This window comes from Streptomyces sp. NBC_00539 (assembly GCF_036346105.1).
Lineage (GTDB): Bacteria > Actinomycetota > Actinomycetes > Streptomycetales > Streptomycetaceae > Streptomyces.
On record NZ_CP107811.1, the window covers coordinates 3,240,479 to 3,254,618 of the forward strand.

The following is a 14,140-nucleotide window of genomic DNA, read 5'->3' on the forward strand; positions in this document are numbered from 1 at the left end:
GAGGCCCTTTCTCCTCATCTTCCCCATGGCGCACTTCGCCATGAGACGGAATTGGCACCTTCCCTAGCCGGGGACCTCGCTGACGTCGCTGTGTGCGCGATCGCGAGAACCGACTGGAGGGTTGCCGGGGCTTCAACGGGCCGTGTCCCTCTGCCCCTCTGGATGAGCGGTATGGCACCGGCGCGCGCTCTGCGGCGCCTCCGGGCGTTTGTGCACGAGGACCCCGGCATGCCGTGGTCCTTCGCGTTGTTCAAGACTGTAACCGAAGGCCCGGGTGGTTGAGACAGCCGTCCGAACGGCGAGATGGATCGTATTTCGCCCGAAACCGCCTGCCGACCCGTTCGCCCCGAACGCATCGATCCCAGGAGTGCCCGAAGTGCTGGAAGAGGTGGAGCGCTGGCTGGCCGACCGCTCCTGGTCGGCCGACGACCGTCCGCTCGGCCGGCTGCTGGAGCGCAAGCGCGCGTCGGGAGCCACCGTCAGCGTGGTGCTGCCCGCGCTCGACGAGGAGGCCACGGTCGGCGCGATCGTCGAGGTGATCCGCCGCGACCTGATCGAAGGGCTGCCGTTCCCCTTGGTGGACGAGCTGGTCGTGGTCGACTCCGGGTCGAGCGACCGTACGGCGGAGGTCGCCGCGAAGGCGGGCGCGCGCGTGGTGCACCGCGACGCGGTCCTGCCGCGGCTGCCGGCGGTGCCCGGCAAGGGCGAGGTGCTGTGGCGCTCGCTGCTCGCCACCACCGGCGACATCGTCTGCTTCGTGGACGCCGACCTGCGGGACTTCTCCTCCGCGTTCGTCTCCGGCACGGTCGGCCCGCTGCTGACCGAACCCGACGTGCAGTTCGTCAAGGCGATGTACGACCGCCCGCTCGGCGACGCGCCGGGCCAGGGCGGACGCGTCACGGAGCTGGTGGCCCGGCCGCTGCTGAACCTGCACTGGCCGCAGCTGGCCGGGTTCGTCCAGCCGCTGGGCGGCGAGTACGCCGCACGGCGCTCCCTGCTGGAACGCCTCCCCTTCCCCGTCGGCTACGGCGTGGAACTGGGCCTGCTGGTGGACGCGCTGCACACGGTGGGGCTGGACGCGCTGGCCCAGGTCGACGTCGGCGTACGGCTGCACCGCCACCAGGACGGGCAGGCGCTCGGCCGGATGGCCGCGGCGATCTACCGCACCGCGCAGCTGCGGCTCTCGCGCGGGCACCTGGTACGGCCGGCGCTGACCCAGTTCGAGCGGGGCCCGCAGGGCTTCGTGGCGCGGACGTACGCCGTGGACACCGAGGAGCGGCCGCCGATGCTGGAGATCGAGGAGTACGCGGTGCGCCGCGTGGCCTGACGCCGTGGCGTGACGCGTGGCGTGACGCGGCGGCGGGTTTGAGGCGGGTGCGGCGGGGTTAGGTTCGCGGCATGGCTTCCCAGGTACTCGTCGCCGCGAACCGCGGCCCCCTCTCGTACGCCCACGCCCCCGACGGCACCCTCAGCGCCCGGCGCGGCGGGGGCGGTCTGGTCTCCGGACTCTCCGCGGCGCTCGCGGAGCAGCCGGACGCGGTGTGGATCTGCGCGGCGCTGTCGGAGGGCGACCGGGAAGCGGTGCGGCGGGGGGTTTCCGAGCCGGGTGTCCGGATGCTGGACATCGATCCCGCGGTCTACGACGCCGCGTACAACGGCATCGCGAACTCGGTGCTCTGGTTCACCCACCACCACCTGTACGACATCCCGCGCGAGCCGGTCTTCGACGCGGAGTTCCGGCGGCGCTGGGACGCGTACGTCCTGTACAACCGGGCCTTCGCGGACGCGCTGGCGGCGGAGGCGGGCGAGGGCGCGGCGGTGCTGGTGCAGGACTACCAGCTGGCGCTGGTGCCGGGGATGCTGCGCGTCCTGCGGCCCGACCTGCGCATCGCGCACTTCACGCACACCCCGTGGGCCTCGCCCGACGTCCTGCGGATGCTGCCGCGGTACGTCGTGGAGGAGCTGACCTGGGGCATGCTCGGGGCGGACCTGCTGGGCTTCCACACCGGGGAATGGGCGCGGGCGTTCCTGGCGGCGATGCCGTTCGACGGCGCCGAGGGCAGCGCGGAGGAGGTCCGGGAGGGGACCGTGGAGCACCGGCGGGAGTCGGGGTGGCCGCGGCGCACGACCGAGGTCCGGGCGTTCCCGCTGGGCGTGGACGGGGACGACCTGCGGGCGCTGGCGCACCGGCCGGAGGTCGACGACAAGCTGGCGGGGCTGCGGGCGGAGGTCGGCGACCGCAAGACGATCGTCCGGGTGGACCGGACGGAGCTGTCCAAGAACATCCTGCGCGGCCTGCTGGCGTACCGGGAACTGCTGACGACGCACCCGGAGTGGCGGGAGCGGGTCGTGCACATGGCGTCGGCGTACCCCTCACGGCAGGACCTGGCGGTGTACCGGGAGTACACGACGGCGGTCCGGGATCTGGCGGCGGAGATCAACGCGGAGCTGGGGACGGCGGACTGGCAGCCGGTGCTGGTCTCGGTGGAGGACGACTTCGCGCGCTCGCTGGCGGCGTACCGGATGGCGGACGTCGCCCTGGTGAACCCGGTCCGGGACGGGATGAACCTGGTGGCGAAGGAGATCCCGGTGGTGTCGGAGGCGGGCTGCGCGCTGGTGCTGTCGACGGGGGCGGGGGCGTACGAGGAGCTCCGCTCGGACGCGTTGACGGTGAACCCGTACGACGTGTCGGAGACGGCGGCGGCGTTGCACGCGGCGCTGGCGATGCCGGACGCCGAGCGGGCGGAGCGCACGAAGCGCCTCTCGGCCGCCGCCACCGCCCTCCCCCCGACGACCTGGTTCACGGCCCAACTCTCCGCCCTCCAGTCCCCCTGACCCCTCCCCCACCGCCCCTCCGCCACGCCTCCAGCCCCGCGGCGTCCCCCCACCCCCGCCGGCGCTTGAGGCGCGGGCGCCCCTCCAGCCCCGCCGGCGTTTGAGGCGCGGGTCTGGGCGGAGCCCAGGTACACCCCCAGCCCCGCCAGCGCTTGAGGCGCGCGTCCGGGCAGAGCCCAGGTACACCCCCAGCCCCGCCGGCGTTTGAGGCGCGCGTCCGGGCGGAGCCCAGGTACACCCCCAGCCCCGCCGGCGTTTGAGGCGCGCGTCCGGGCGGAGCCCAGGTACACCCCAGCCCCGCCGGCGTTTGAGGCGCGGGTCTGGGCAGAGCCCAGGGAACGGTGGAAGGGCGGGTAGGGGACGGCTCCGCGCAGCGGCAACCCGGGCTGCGCCCGGGCCTTGCGGGGCTCCGCCCCGCACCCCGCGCCTCAAACGCCGGCGAGGCTGAATCAGCCCGACCGGGTCGGCCCCGCGGGGGCCACACCTCAAACGCCGGCCAGGCTGAACGGCCCGACCCGGTCAGCCCCGCAGGGTGGCGGCCAGGGTGGCCAGGAACGCGGCGACCTCCGCCGGCCCCGGGAGGACCAGGTCGGCCCGGGAGGCGAGCTCCGGGACCTCCGACGAGCTGCAGACCAGCAGCCCCGGCACCCCCTCCGCCCGCCGCTTCTCGACAGCGGCATAGGCCGCGAGGTCCCCCAGGTCGTCCCCCGCGTACAGCACCGCCTCCGCCCCGACCTCCTCCAGGTACTCCGTCAGGGCGACGCCCTTGTCCATCCCCGGCGGCCGCAACTCCAGCACCGCCCGCCCCGGCTCCACCATCAGCCCGTGCCGCGCCGCCAGCTCCGCCAGCGGCTCCCGCAGCGCCTCGAACGCCGCCTCCGGATCCTCCGCCCGCCGGGTGTGGACGGCCAGCGCCCGGCCCTTCTCCTCGATCCAGGTCCCCCGCCACGCCCCGATCGACTCCAGGAACCCCGGCAGCTCGGCCCGTACGGCCGCCACCCCCGGGTGCTCGGCGGGCGCGTGGACGAGCCCGCTCACCGCGTCCCACCGCTCGGCCCCGTAGTGCCCGAGCACGACGAGGTGTTCCAGCCCCGGCACCCCGGCGAACCCGCCGTGCCGCACGGCGACCCCGGCCGGCCGGCCGGTGACGACGGCCACGGACAGCACCTCGGGCGCGAGCGCGGACAGCGCCGGTACGGCGTCCGCGTGGGCGCGCGCCTGGTCGGGGTCGGGAACGATCTCGGCGAGGGTGCCGTCGAAGTCGAGGGCTACGACGGATCGGCGCGGCGCACGGAGGAGGGCTTCGAGTCCCTCGCGTCCGGCGGCGGTGGCGGGCACGGGCATCGGCGTATCGTGCGCATGGCTCCCCATGGGAACGACCCTAACGGTCCAGTCGTACGACTGCTATCGCCGGGCCCGCTGCGCCGCGCGGATCCGCCGGAGCCGGTGGACGGTGCCCGGCGCGTGTTCCAGCGCCCGCGGGTCGTCCATCAGGGCGTTGAGCAGCTGGTAGTACCGGACCGGGGTCATCCCCAGCCCTTCCCGGATGGCCCGTTCCTTGGCTCCGGGCCCGGACCAGGTTCGTCCCTCGTACGCGAGCACGGCGGCCTCGGCGGCCGTCAATCGCCCGTCGTCCGTCATACGGCCAGATTAACGCCGCCCACCGACACGCCCCCGGGCGGCCCGACGGCACCCGCCCCGCCGGGCCCGCCCGCTCAGCGGTCGCCGTCGGCCTTGCGCGCGGACTCCGCGATGTCGCCGAGCACCTTCTCCGGCCGGCCGCCCGGTTGCACCACCTTGCCGATGTTCTGCTTGACGTCCTCGCTCACACCGGCCCACGACTTCTTGCCCACGGGGTACAGCCGCGCCGTCGGCAGCGCCGTCAGGAAGGTCTTGAGCTGCGGCGCGGAGCCCCCGGTGGCGGCTTCCATGGCCCGGTAGCCGGTGGTGGTCACGGGCAGCAGGTCGTACTTGCTCGTGAACGCCGTCACGTTCTTCGCCTCGTACAGGTAGTCGAGGAACTTGCCCGTCTCCGCCTTGTGGCCGTTCTTGAAGGCCATGACCCAGTCGGCGACGCCCATCGTCGGGTGATCGGTGCCGTCGGCCGTCGGCATCGGCACCATCCCGTACTTGATCCCCTTGCCGCCGGCCTGCTTGAGCAGGGTCGGGTGCCCGTTGAGCATGCCGACCTCGCCGCGCGCGAAGGCGTCGAAGGCCGCCTGCCGGTCGAGCTTGCCCGGCTCGACGGGGCCGGTGAGGCCCTGGCCGACCATCCTGTCGCGCAGGAACTCGAAGGTCTTGACGTTGTCCGCGGAGTCGATCTCGTAGCTGTCTTCGTTGTCGGTGTAACCGCCACCGCCCGCCAGCATCCACATCATCGTCTCGGCCTGCGCCTCTTCCCGGCCGAGCGGCAGCGCGAAGGGCGTCTGCACACCGGCGGCCTTGAGCTTCTTGGCGGCCGCCTCCAGGTCCGCCCAGCTCTTGGGCTGCCAGCCGCCCTTGGCGTCCTTGGGTATGACACCGGCGTCGCCGAGCAGCTTCTCGTTGTAGAAGAGCAGCCGGGTGCTGGCCACGAAGGGCATGCCGTACTGGGTCTGCCCGACCTTGCCGGCGTCGGCGAGCGGCGCGAGGAAGTCGGCCTCGGTCTGGACGGAGAGCAGTTCCTCGGCGGAGTAGAGCTTGCCGGCTCCCGCGTAGTCGGCGTACGCGCCGATCTGCGCGATGTCGGGGGCCTTGTGCGCCTTGACCATCTCGGCGACCTTGGCGTCGACCTCGGTCCAGGAGTAGACGCTGACCTCGACGTTGACCCCGGGGTGGGTCCTCTCGAAGGAGCTCGCGAGGTCCTTCCAGTAGGTGGCGGAGGAGTTCTGCGGATTGTCGCCGTAGTCGGCCGCCACGACCCGCAGGGTCACCTCGTTGTTCCCGGTGAGGCCCTGCACGGTTCCGCAGCCCGTCAGGGTCACGGCGGTCAGGCAGAGCGCGGCCCCGGTCGCGGCCAGGCTCAGGTAACGGCCCTTCACAGTTCTGATCCACCCCTTGTCGTACCTACTATTCGTCGTAAGGTCTACACCACTTTCGGGCTGCTTCACATCCGGAACGCGCCGCCCGTGCGGACCGTGTCCGGACCGTTGCCGGAGCGGGCTCCCGGATTTGTATGGCCGCTCAACATTCCTCCCAATGGACTAGACCTTTGCCTCCCGAGCACGCGAGACTGTCGTCTGTGAAACCCGTGAAACACGTCATCGCCCTCGATGTGGGCGGCACCGGGATGAAGGCCGCCCTCATCGCCGGGGACGGCTCCCTGCTGCACGAGGCGCGCCGCGCCACCGGCCGCGAGCGGGGCCCGGAAGCCGTCGTCGAGACGATCCTCGGCTTCGCCGCCGAACTCCTCGCCCTGGGCCGCGAGCGCTTCGGCCGGGCCGCCTCGGCCGTCGGCGTCGCCGTACCCGGCATCGTCGACGCCGAGAACGGGACCGCCGTCTACGCGGCGAACCTGGGCTGGCGCGACGTACCGATGCGCGCGCTGCTCAGCGAGCGCCTCGGCGGCATCCCGGTGGCCCTCGGGCACGACGTGCGCACGGGCGGCCTCGCCGAAGGCCGCATCGGCGCCGGCCGGGACGCCGACCGGTTCCTGTTCGTCCCGCTCGGCACCGGCATCGCCGGCGCCATCGGCCTGGGTGGCCGCATCGAGGCCGGCGCCCACGGCTACGCGGGCGAGATCGGCCACATCGTGGTCCGCCCCGGCGGACCGGCCTGCGGCTGCGGCCAGCACGGCTGCCTGGAGACCCTCGCCTCCGCGTCCGCAGTCAGCCGCGCCTGGGCCGCCGCCAGCGGCGACCCCGACGCCGACGCCGCGCACTGCGCCAAGGCCGTCGAATCCGGCGACCTCCGCGCCCGGGAGGTGTGGCTGGCCGCCATCGGCGCCCTCGCCGACGGGCTGGTCACCGCGATCACCCTGCTCGACCCGCGCACGGTGATCATCGGTGGCGGCCTCGCGGAGGCGGGGGAAACCTTGTTCACACCACTTCGGACGGCCGTCGAGGAGCGCGTGACGTTCCAGCGGCTGCCCGAGATCGTTCCGGCGGCCCTCGGGGACACCGCCGGATGCCTGGGCGCAGGGTTGCTCGCCTGGGACCTACTCGCCACGGAGGTACCTGCCTGATGGCCGCAAGCACACAGAGCACTGTTCTGTCCGGTGCCAGGGTGGTGCTGCCCACCGGGACCGTGGCGGGCGGCCGCGTCATCGTCGACGGCGAGCGGATCGCGGGCAGCGCCTCCCCGGGCACGCCCGTGGCCGACCTCAGCGGGCACTGGATCGTCCCCGGCTTCGTGGACATGCACAACCACGGCGGCGGCGGCGCCTCCTTCACCTCCGGCACCGCCGAGGAGGTCCTCAAGGGCGTACGGACCCACCGCGCGCACGGCACGACCACCCTCATCGCCTCCACCGTCACCGGCGAACTGGACGAACTCGCCCGCCGCGCCGGGCTCCTCGCGGAGCTGACGCAGCAGGGCGAGATCGCGGGCATCCACTTCGAGGGGCCCTTCATCAACGCCTGCCGCAAGGGCGCCCACAAGGCCGACCTGCTGCGCGACCCCGACCCGGCCGAGGTCCGCAAGCTGGTCGACGCCGCGCACGGCGCCGCCCGGATGGTCACCCTCGCCACCGAACTGCCCGGCGGCCTGGACTCCGTAAGGCTGCTGGCCGAGCACGGGGTCATCGCCGCGATCGGCCACACCGACGCCACCTACGACCAGACCCGCCGCGCCATCGACGCGGGCGCCACCGTCGCCACCCACCTCTACAACGCGATGCCGGGCCTCGAACACCGCGCACCCGGCCCGATCGCCGCGCTGCTGGAGGACGAGCGGGTCACCGTCGAGCTGATCAACGACGGCACGCACCTGCACCCGGCGATGCTGGAACTGGCCTTCCACCACGCGGGCGCCCACCGGGTCGCGCTGATCACCGACGCGATGGACGCGGCCGGCTTCGGCGACGGCACCTACCACCTCGGGCCACTGGAGGTCGAGGTCAAGGACGGCGTCGCCCGCCTCGTGGAGGGCGGCTCGATCGCCGGCTCCACGCTGACCCTGGACACCGCCTTCAAGCGCGCGGTGACCGTCGACGAGCTGCCCGTCGAGTCGGTGGTCCAGGCGATCTCCGCCAACCCCGCCAAGCTGATCGGCCTGTACGACCAGATCGGCTCGCTGGAACCCGGCAAGTACGCCGACCTCGTCGTACTGGACGCCGCCTTCGACCTCAAGGGCGTCATGCGGCGCGGCGAATGGATCGTCAACCCCGGGGTCTGAGAAGCCGATCGGCTGGACGGTGACGGGCCGTCGCCCCGCGGACTGGGCGGACGGCCCGCGGTTTGGCATGATCCCGGCACACACCAAGACCGGGGCTGACCATGATCCTCACCGTGACCCTCAACGCCGCGCTCGACGTCACCTACCGGGTGCCGCGGCTGCTCCCGCACACCTCGCACCGGGTCACCGGCGCGACCGAACGGCCCGGCGGCAAGGGCGTCAACGTCGCCCGCGTGCTCGCCGCACTCGGCCACCAGGTCACGGCGACCGGCTTCGCGGGCGGGGCGGTGGGCGCGGTCGTACGGGAACTGCTGGCCGCCGACCCCGGCGTGACGGACGCCCTGGTCTCCTGCTCGGGCACCACCCGGCGCACCCTGGCCGTCGTCGACGGAGCCTCGGGCGACACCACCCAGTTCAACGAGCCGGGCCCGCAGATCACTCCCGCGGAATGGGCCCGTTTCCTGACCCGCTACGAGGAACTCCTGGCCGGGGCCCGCGCGGTCGCGCTGTGCGGGAGCCTGCCGCCGGGCGTGCCGGTGGGCGCGTACGCCGTACTGGTGCGCACCGCCCGGGCCGCCGGGGTCCCCGTGCTGCTGGACACCAGCGGCGAGGCACTGCGCAGGGGCGTCGCCGCCCGCCCCGAGATGATCAAGCCGAACGCCGCCGAGCTGGCCGAACTGACCGGCTCCCGCGACCCGCTGCCCGCCACCCGCGACGCCCGCCGCCGCGGCGCCCACGCGGTGGTCACCTCCCTCGGCCCGGCCGGCCTGCTCGCCGCCACCGCCGACGGCACCTGGCAGGCCGCTCCGCCCCGCCCGCTGAGCGGCAACCCCACCGGAGCCGGTGACTCCGCCGTCGCGGGGCTGCTCTCGGCACTGACCGAGGGCCTGGACTGGCCCGCCCGCCTGGCCCGCGCCGTCGCCCTCTCCGCGGCCACCGTGCACGCCCCGGCGGCGGGAGAGTTCGACCCCCGCACCTACGAAGAGGTACGGGGGTCGGTGAAGGTGACGACCGGTCAGGCCGGGTAGCGGCCCGCTACGGCTTCTGCAGCCAGAGCTGGTCGATGATGATCTCGCACTGGTTGCCCGTCTCGCACGACATCTTGACGGTGTTGGGACCCTTCTTCAGGTCCACCAGCGAGTACGTGTACGTCCACTTGTCCCACTCGCCGGGCTTGGCCTTGGCGAAGTTCTTCATGTTTATCGGACGTTCCTGCTTGTCGCCGTTGACCGTGAGCGTGGTGTTGGCGTCCTTGCCGGGGACGTTGTAGCTGATGTAGACGGCGTACTGGCCCGCCTTGGCCACGTCCAGGCTCCAGGTCAGCGCCGCACCCGGCTGGTTGAAGTTGCCGACGTACTGGCCGCCCGCGCTCTTCGCACCGGGCACCGTGCTCGTCAGCGCCGCACCGCCCGTCAGGGTCATGCCCGCGCCCGAGGCGTCCGCCTTGGGCAGCGGGCCCTCCGAGGGCTCCGGGGAGCCGCTCGGCTGCGGGCTCGGGGAGTTGTTCTGCGGCGCGCCCGACTGCTGGCCCTGGCCGTTCGCCTGGTTCTTGTCCTTGTCCTTGCCCTTGTCGCCGAAGGCCAGGGCCGCGCCGATGCCGATGGCGACGGCGACGACCACCGCGACCGCGGCGATGAGCAGGCCGCGACGGCTCGACCCGCCGCCACCGTGCCCGCCGTTGCCGGGGAGCGCCTGGGTGTGCGCCTGCTGCTGCGGCACGCCGTAGCCACCGGCCTGGAGCGCCTCGGGGGCCTGGTACTGGGCCTGGTAGCCCTGTTGGCCCTGCGGCTGGCCCTGCTGCGCCGGTCCCGGCTGGTACGGGACGGCACCGCGCTGGCCGCGCCGGTCGCCGACCGTGCGCACCTGGTTGTACGAGGTACGGGGCACACCCGGCTGTGCGCCGGCCTGCCCACCGGCCGCGGGGCCGGGATATCCGTACCCACCGCCGGACCCGGGCGGGGTGGCACCGGCAGCCTGCCCGTCCGCGTAGAGGTAGCCGAACGGATCTTCGTCCTCGGGCTGGTTCGCCCCGCCGTGCGGACCGCTGTTCGCGGGCGTCGTCATCGCAGGTCACTCCTTTCGACCCACGGGAGCCTACCCCGAACACGTGCGCTCCCGGGCGGTCGATCGGCTCAGCCGGCCCGGCGGTGCGCCTTGGAGCGGGACCTTTTCTCGATGTACATCCGCTGGTCGGCGGAGCGCAGCACCTCGTCCGCCGACATGCCGCAGCTGGCCCAGCCGATGCCGAAACTCGCCCCGACGCGGACCGCGCGGCCGTCCACCCGGATGGGCGGGATGATCGCGTTCCGCAGCCGGACGGCCAGGTCGGCGGCGTCGGCCGCGCCCAGCCCGTCGGCGAGGACGACGAACTCGTCACCACCGAGCCGGGCGACCGTGTCCCCGTCGCGCACGCCCGTCGTCAGCCGCCGGGCGACCTCGATCAGTACCGCGTCGCCCGTGTGGTGACCGAACCGGTCGTTGATCGACTTGAAGCCGTCGAGATCGCAGAAGAGCACCGCGAGGCCCTTCGTCCCGTCGTCGATGTCGGTGGCGGGTGCGACGGTGTGTACGTGGTGGTCGTACGGGCCCGCCTCGCCCGGGGCCGCCGCGGGACTCTCGAAGGGGTCGCCGTACCCGTCCGGGCGAAAGCCGTGCTCGCCGGCACCACCCCCCGCCTCCGGGCGCCCCTCGAAGGCCGCGTCCAGCACCTCCACGGCCGTGGCCCGCACGGACTGCGGCCGGCGGCACAGCCGAGCCCCCAGCCGCGAGCGCAGTTCGGCGCTGTTGGGCAGGCCGGTCAGCGCGTCGTGGCTGGCGCGGTGCGCGAGCTGGAGCTCGTGCCGCTTGCGCTCCTCGATGTCCTCGACGTGGGTGAGCAGGAACCGGGGCCCGTCGGCGGCGTCGGCGACCACCGAGTTGCGCAGCGAGACCCACACGTACGTGCCGTCGCGCCGGCCCAGCCGCAGTTCGGCCCGGCCGCCCTCGGCCGAGGTCCGCAGCAGCGTGCCGATGTCCTCGGGGTGCACGAGGTCGGAGAAGGAGTACCGGCGCAGCACGGAGGCCGGCCGACCCAGCAGCCGGCACAGCGCGTCGTTGGTCCGCAGCAGCCGGCCGTGCTGGTCGCCGCCCATCTCGGCGATGGCCATGCCGCTGGGCGCGTACTCGAAGGCCTGGCGGAACGACTCCTCACTGGCGCGCAACGCCTGCTGTTCGCGCTCCAGCCGGACCAGGGCCCGCTGCATGTTCGCCCGCAGCCTCGCGTTGCTGATCGCAATCGCCGCCTGGAAGGCGTACATCTGCAGCGCCTCGCGCCCCCACGCGCCCGGGCGGCGGCCGTTGCGCGGTCTGTCCACCGAAATGACACCCAGAAGTTCCCCGCCGGACGCGTACATGGGTGCATAGAGCCGGTCTTCGGGGTGCCACTCGTCCGCGAAGCGGGGATCGGGGCCCTCGGTGTGCCACTGGGGCACGTCGTCCTCCAGCAGGACCCAGCCCTCGGTGTGCGGGATGAAGCGCAGTCCGTCCCAGTCCTCACCCATCGTCAGGCGGCGTTCCCAGGAGAGGCGGGAGCCGACGCGACCGGTGATCAGGGCCTCCGCGGCGGGGTCACCTGCGAAGGCGGCCACGACGAGATCCCCGTCAGGGCGTACGAGGTTGACACAGGCGAGTTGGTAGCCGAGGCCCGCGACGATGCCGTCCACGACGGTCTGCAGAGTGTCCGCCAGGCTCCGGGCCGTATTGAGGTCGGCCACCACCCGGTGCAGCTGCCGCAGGGTCGCAAGACGGACGTACGGCTCCGACTCGGTCTCCATTGCTCGCTCTCCCCGAGACCTCGACAGCAACTCCAGGTGTGTCATCGGCGGTTCGTTGCGGTGTCCCGTCCACTGAATCACAGTGAGCTGTGCGGCAGGTACACAGGGTCAACAAATCTTGCCGTCTGTGACTCAAGTCACATGAGATGAAGAACGTGCTCCGAAGAGGCGAGAGGGGCCTCGCCGCGACTGGGAGCGCTCCCTCTCCTTTCCGCGGGCAAACGATACGCGCGGACCTAGGTCCCGGGGTCCGTACGCGCCTCGGACCAAGGCCCGATGTGCGCCGTGAGGGAGCGAGACTAGCGTTCCAGGCGTGCCGAAGACGACCCTGGAACCCGCCCACGCAGCCCCCACCCCGCATCCTGAGGGGGTGACCGAGGAAGAATTCCGTGCCGCGATGTCCCGACTGGCGGCCGGCGTAACGCTGATCACCGCCCACGAGCCCGCGCTGACGGCCGACGGCCCGCGGGGGGAGGACGTCGGCATGACGGCGACCGCCTTCATGTCGGTGTCCCTGGACCCGCCGCTGGTCCTGGTGAGCCTGCGCGAGGGCTCCCGGATGGACGACCTGCTGGCGGAGCAGCCGCTGTGGGCCGTCTCGGTGCTCGCGGACAGCCAGCTGCAGGTCGCGGGCCGGTTCGCGATGAAGGGCCGGATCAGCGACCGGCTGCTGTTCGCGGGCGTGCCCTACGAACGGGGCGCCGTCTCGGGGGCCCTGCTGCTGACGCAGGCACTGGCCACGCTGGAGTGCCGTACGGAGTCCCGCGTCCCGGCGGGCGACCACACCCTCGTCGTCGGCCGCGTCCTGTCGGCCGCTCTTCCCAGCCCCGACGCGCCGCCGCTGACGTACTTCCGCGGGCGCTACCGGCACCTGGCGCGGTAGGGGCGGCCGGGCCGGGGGCGGCCGTGCGGGCTACCAGTCGCGGCCCGTACGGCCCCGCTTCGTCTCCGCCCGCGCCTTCTTCTCCCGCAGCCGGCGCTCGTTGATCCCGCGCGGGATCTTCGTCGCCCGCCGCTGCTTCGGCGGCGGCGCCGTCGCCTCCGCCAGCAGCGACGCCAGCCGCACCAGCGCCATCTCCCGGTTGCGCAGCTGCGAGCGGTGCTCGGACGCCCTGACCGTCAGCACCCCGCCCACCAGCCGGGACGCGAGCCGCTCCAGCGCCCGCTCCTTCCACACCTCCGGCAGCGCCTTCGTCGCCCCGAGGTCGAACAGCAGCTCTACCCGCGAGTCGGAGGTGTTCACGTGCTGGCCGCCCGGCCCGGAGGAACGCGAGAACCGCCAGCCGAGCTCCCCCTCGGGCAGCGCGACGGAACCACGGATGACATAGGGACCAGGCATGCCCCTATGATCCCGCCCCGCACCGCACCCCGTCACCCCATTTCCCCCGAGCCCGGACGCACCGCCCCCGGACCCGTGGAACCTACCGACCCCCTCGCCGCGTTATGCAGGGCAGCGGTAACTTGACCACGTCCGGCGGTCATGTGATTGAGGAAGGGACACCAGTCAAAATGGCAGTAAGCCTGTCCAAGGGCGGCAACGTCTCGCTTAGCAAGGAGGCCCCCGGCCTCAGCGCCGTCACGGTCGGCCTCGGCTGGGACGTCCGCACCACCACCGGTGTCGACTTCGACCTCGACGCCTCCGCCATCGCGGTCAACGCGACGGGCAAGGTCGTCTCCGACGGTCACTTCGTCTTCTTCAACAACAAGTCCACCCCGGACCAGACCATCGTCCACACCGGTGACAACCGCACCGGCGAGGGCTCCGGCGACGACGAGTCCATCAAGGTCAACCTCGCCGGTCTCCCGGCCGATGTCGACAAGATCGTCTTCCCGGTCTCCATCTACGACGCCGAGTCCCGCAGCCAGAACTTCGGCCAGGTCCGCAACGCGTACATCCGGGTCGTCAACCAGGCCGGCGGCGCCGAGATCGCCCGCTATGACCTCTCCGAGGACGCGGCGACCGAGACCGCCATGGTCTTCGGCGAGCTCTACCGCAACGGCGCGGAGTGGAAGTTCCGCGCCGTCGGCCAGGGCTATGCCTCCGGCCTGACCGGCATCGCCCAGGACTTCGGCGTCAACGTCTGATCTCCCCCGGCACGGCCACGGCCACCGGCCACCGGCCACCGGCCACCGGCCACCGGCCACTGTCGAGGCCCCTTCCCGCGATCGGCACCGGGGAG

Annotated in this window: 13 protein-coding genes and 1 riboswitch; of the genes, 7 read left to right on the top strand and 6 right to left on the bottom strand. The window is 72.9% G+C overall.

The window, feature by feature from the left end; genetic code table 11:
- Nucleotides 1-11: 11 nt before the first annotated feature.
- Nucleotides 12-169, bottom strand: a riboswitch (SAM riboswitch).
- Nucleotides 170-376: 207 nt separating this feature from the next.
- Both OG861_RS14320 and OG861_RS14325 read left to right on the top strand, forming a co-directional pair.
- On the top strand, nt 377-1,327 hold the full coding sequence (locus OG861_RS14320) for a glucosyl-3-phosphoglycerate synthase (RefSeq protein ID WP_329202352.1): 951 nt from the start codon (nt 377-379) through the stop codon (nt 1,325-1,327).
- A gap of 71 nt (nt 1,328-1,398) precedes the next feature.
- Nucleotides 1,399-2,835 (top strand): alpha,alpha-trehalose-phosphate synthase (UDP-forming), encoded by a 1,437-nt coding sequence (locus tag OG861_RS14325; protein WP_329197094.1) that lies wholly within the window; start codon nt 1,399-1,401, stop codon nt 2,833-2,835.
- Nucleotides 2,836-3,354: 519 nt separating this feature from the next.
- Here OG861_RS14325 and otsB read toward each other — a convergent pair.
- The 3 genes from otsB to OG861_RS14340 all read right to left on the bottom strand — a co-directional run bounded on the left by otsB (nt 3,355) and on the right by OG861_RS14340 (nt 5,855).
- A complete protein-coding gene (otsB, locus tag OG861_RS14330) occupies nt 3,355-4,206 on the bottom strand; it encodes a trehalose-phosphatase (protein ID WP_329197092.1) in 852 nt (283 codons plus the stop codon).
- Between the two features lie 33 nt (nt 4,207-4,239).
- Nucleotides 4,240-4,476, bottom strand: a complete 237-nt coding sequence (locus OG861_RS14335; RefSeq protein ID WP_329197090.1) for a DUF3263 domain-containing protein — start codon at nt 4,474-4,476, stop codon at nt 4,240-4,242.
- Nucleotides 4,477-4,550: 74 nt separating this feature from the next.
- Nucleotides 4,551-5,855 (bottom strand): extracellular solute-binding protein, encoded by a 1,305-nt coding sequence (locus OG861_RS14340; RefSeq protein ID WP_329197089.1) that lies wholly within the window; start codon nt 5,853-5,855, stop codon nt 4,551-4,553.
- Between the two features lie 209 nt (nt 5,856-6,064).
- Between OG861_RS14340 and OG861_RS14345 the strand changes: the two genes are divergently transcribed.
- The 3 genes from OG861_RS14345 to OG861_RS14355 all read left to right on the top strand — a co-directional run bounded on the left by OG861_RS14345 (nt 6,065) and on the right by OG861_RS14355 (nt 9,176).
- The gene (locus OG861_RS14345; RefSeq protein WP_329202350.1) at nt 6,065-6,997 is read left to right on the top strand and encodes an ROK family protein; all 933 of its coding nucleotides are present in this window, start codon (nt 6,065-6,067) and stop codon (nt 6,995-6,997) included.
- Entirely contained in the window at nt 6,997-8,148 is a 1,152-nt protein-coding gene (gene nagA / locus OG861_RS14350) for an N-acetylglucosamine-6-phosphate deacetylase (RefSeq protein ID WP_329197087.1), read from the top strand. Before OG861_RS14345 ends, nagA begins: the two co-directional genes overlap by 1 nt.
- 101 nt (nt 8,149-8,249) lie before the next feature.
- Nucleotides 8,250-9,176, top strand: a complete 927-nt coding sequence (locus tag OG861_RS14355; RefSeq protein ID WP_329197085.1) for a 1-phosphofructokinase family hexose kinase — start codon at nt 8,250-8,252, stop codon at nt 9,174-9,176.
- A gap of 7 nt (nt 9,177-9,183) precedes the next feature.
- Here OG861_RS14355 and OG861_RS14360 read toward each other — a convergent pair whose 3' ends face one another.
- Together OG861_RS14360 and cdgB are read right to left on the bottom strand one after the other, a co-directional pair.
- Nucleotides 9,184-10,212, bottom strand: coding sequence for a CBM35 domain-containing protein (locus tag OG861_RS14360; protein ID WP_330261720.1), 1,029 nt, complete (start codon nt 10,210-10,212; stop codon nt 9,184-9,186).
- A gap of 68 nt (nt 10,213-10,280) precedes the next feature.
- A complete protein-coding gene (cdgB, locus tag OG861_RS14365; protein ID WP_329197081.1) occupies nt 10,281-11,960 on the bottom strand; it encodes a diguanylate cyclase CdgB in 1,680 nt (559 codons plus the stop codon).
- 313 nt (nt 11,961-12,273) lie between these two features.
- Here cdgB and OG861_RS14370 point away from each other — a divergent pair, with 313 nt between their 5' ends.
- On the top strand, nt 12,274-12,843 hold the full coding sequence (locus OG861_RS14370; RefSeq protein ID WP_443056570.1) for a flavin reductase family protein: 570 nt from the start codon (nt 12,274-12,276) through the stop codon (nt 12,841-12,843).
- 30 nt (nt 12,844-12,873) lie between these two features.
- Here the strand turns inward: OG861_RS14370 and arfB are convergent, their stop codons facing one another.
- Entirely contained in the window at nt 12,874-13,299 is a 426-nt protein-coding gene (arfB, locus tag OG861_RS14375) for an alternative ribosome rescue aminoacyl-tRNA hydrolase ArfB (protein ID WP_190187189.1), read from the bottom strand.
- A gap of 170 nt (nt 13,300-13,469) precedes the next feature.
- On the opposite strand from arfB, the gene OG861_RS14380 reads away from it, so the two are divergent.
- On the top strand, nt 13,470-14,045 hold the full coding sequence (locus OG861_RS14380; protein ID WP_136213763.1) for a TerD family protein: 576 nt from the start codon (nt 13,470-13,472) through the stop codon (nt 14,043-14,045).
- Nucleotides 14,046-14,140 lie beyond the last annotated feature (95 nt).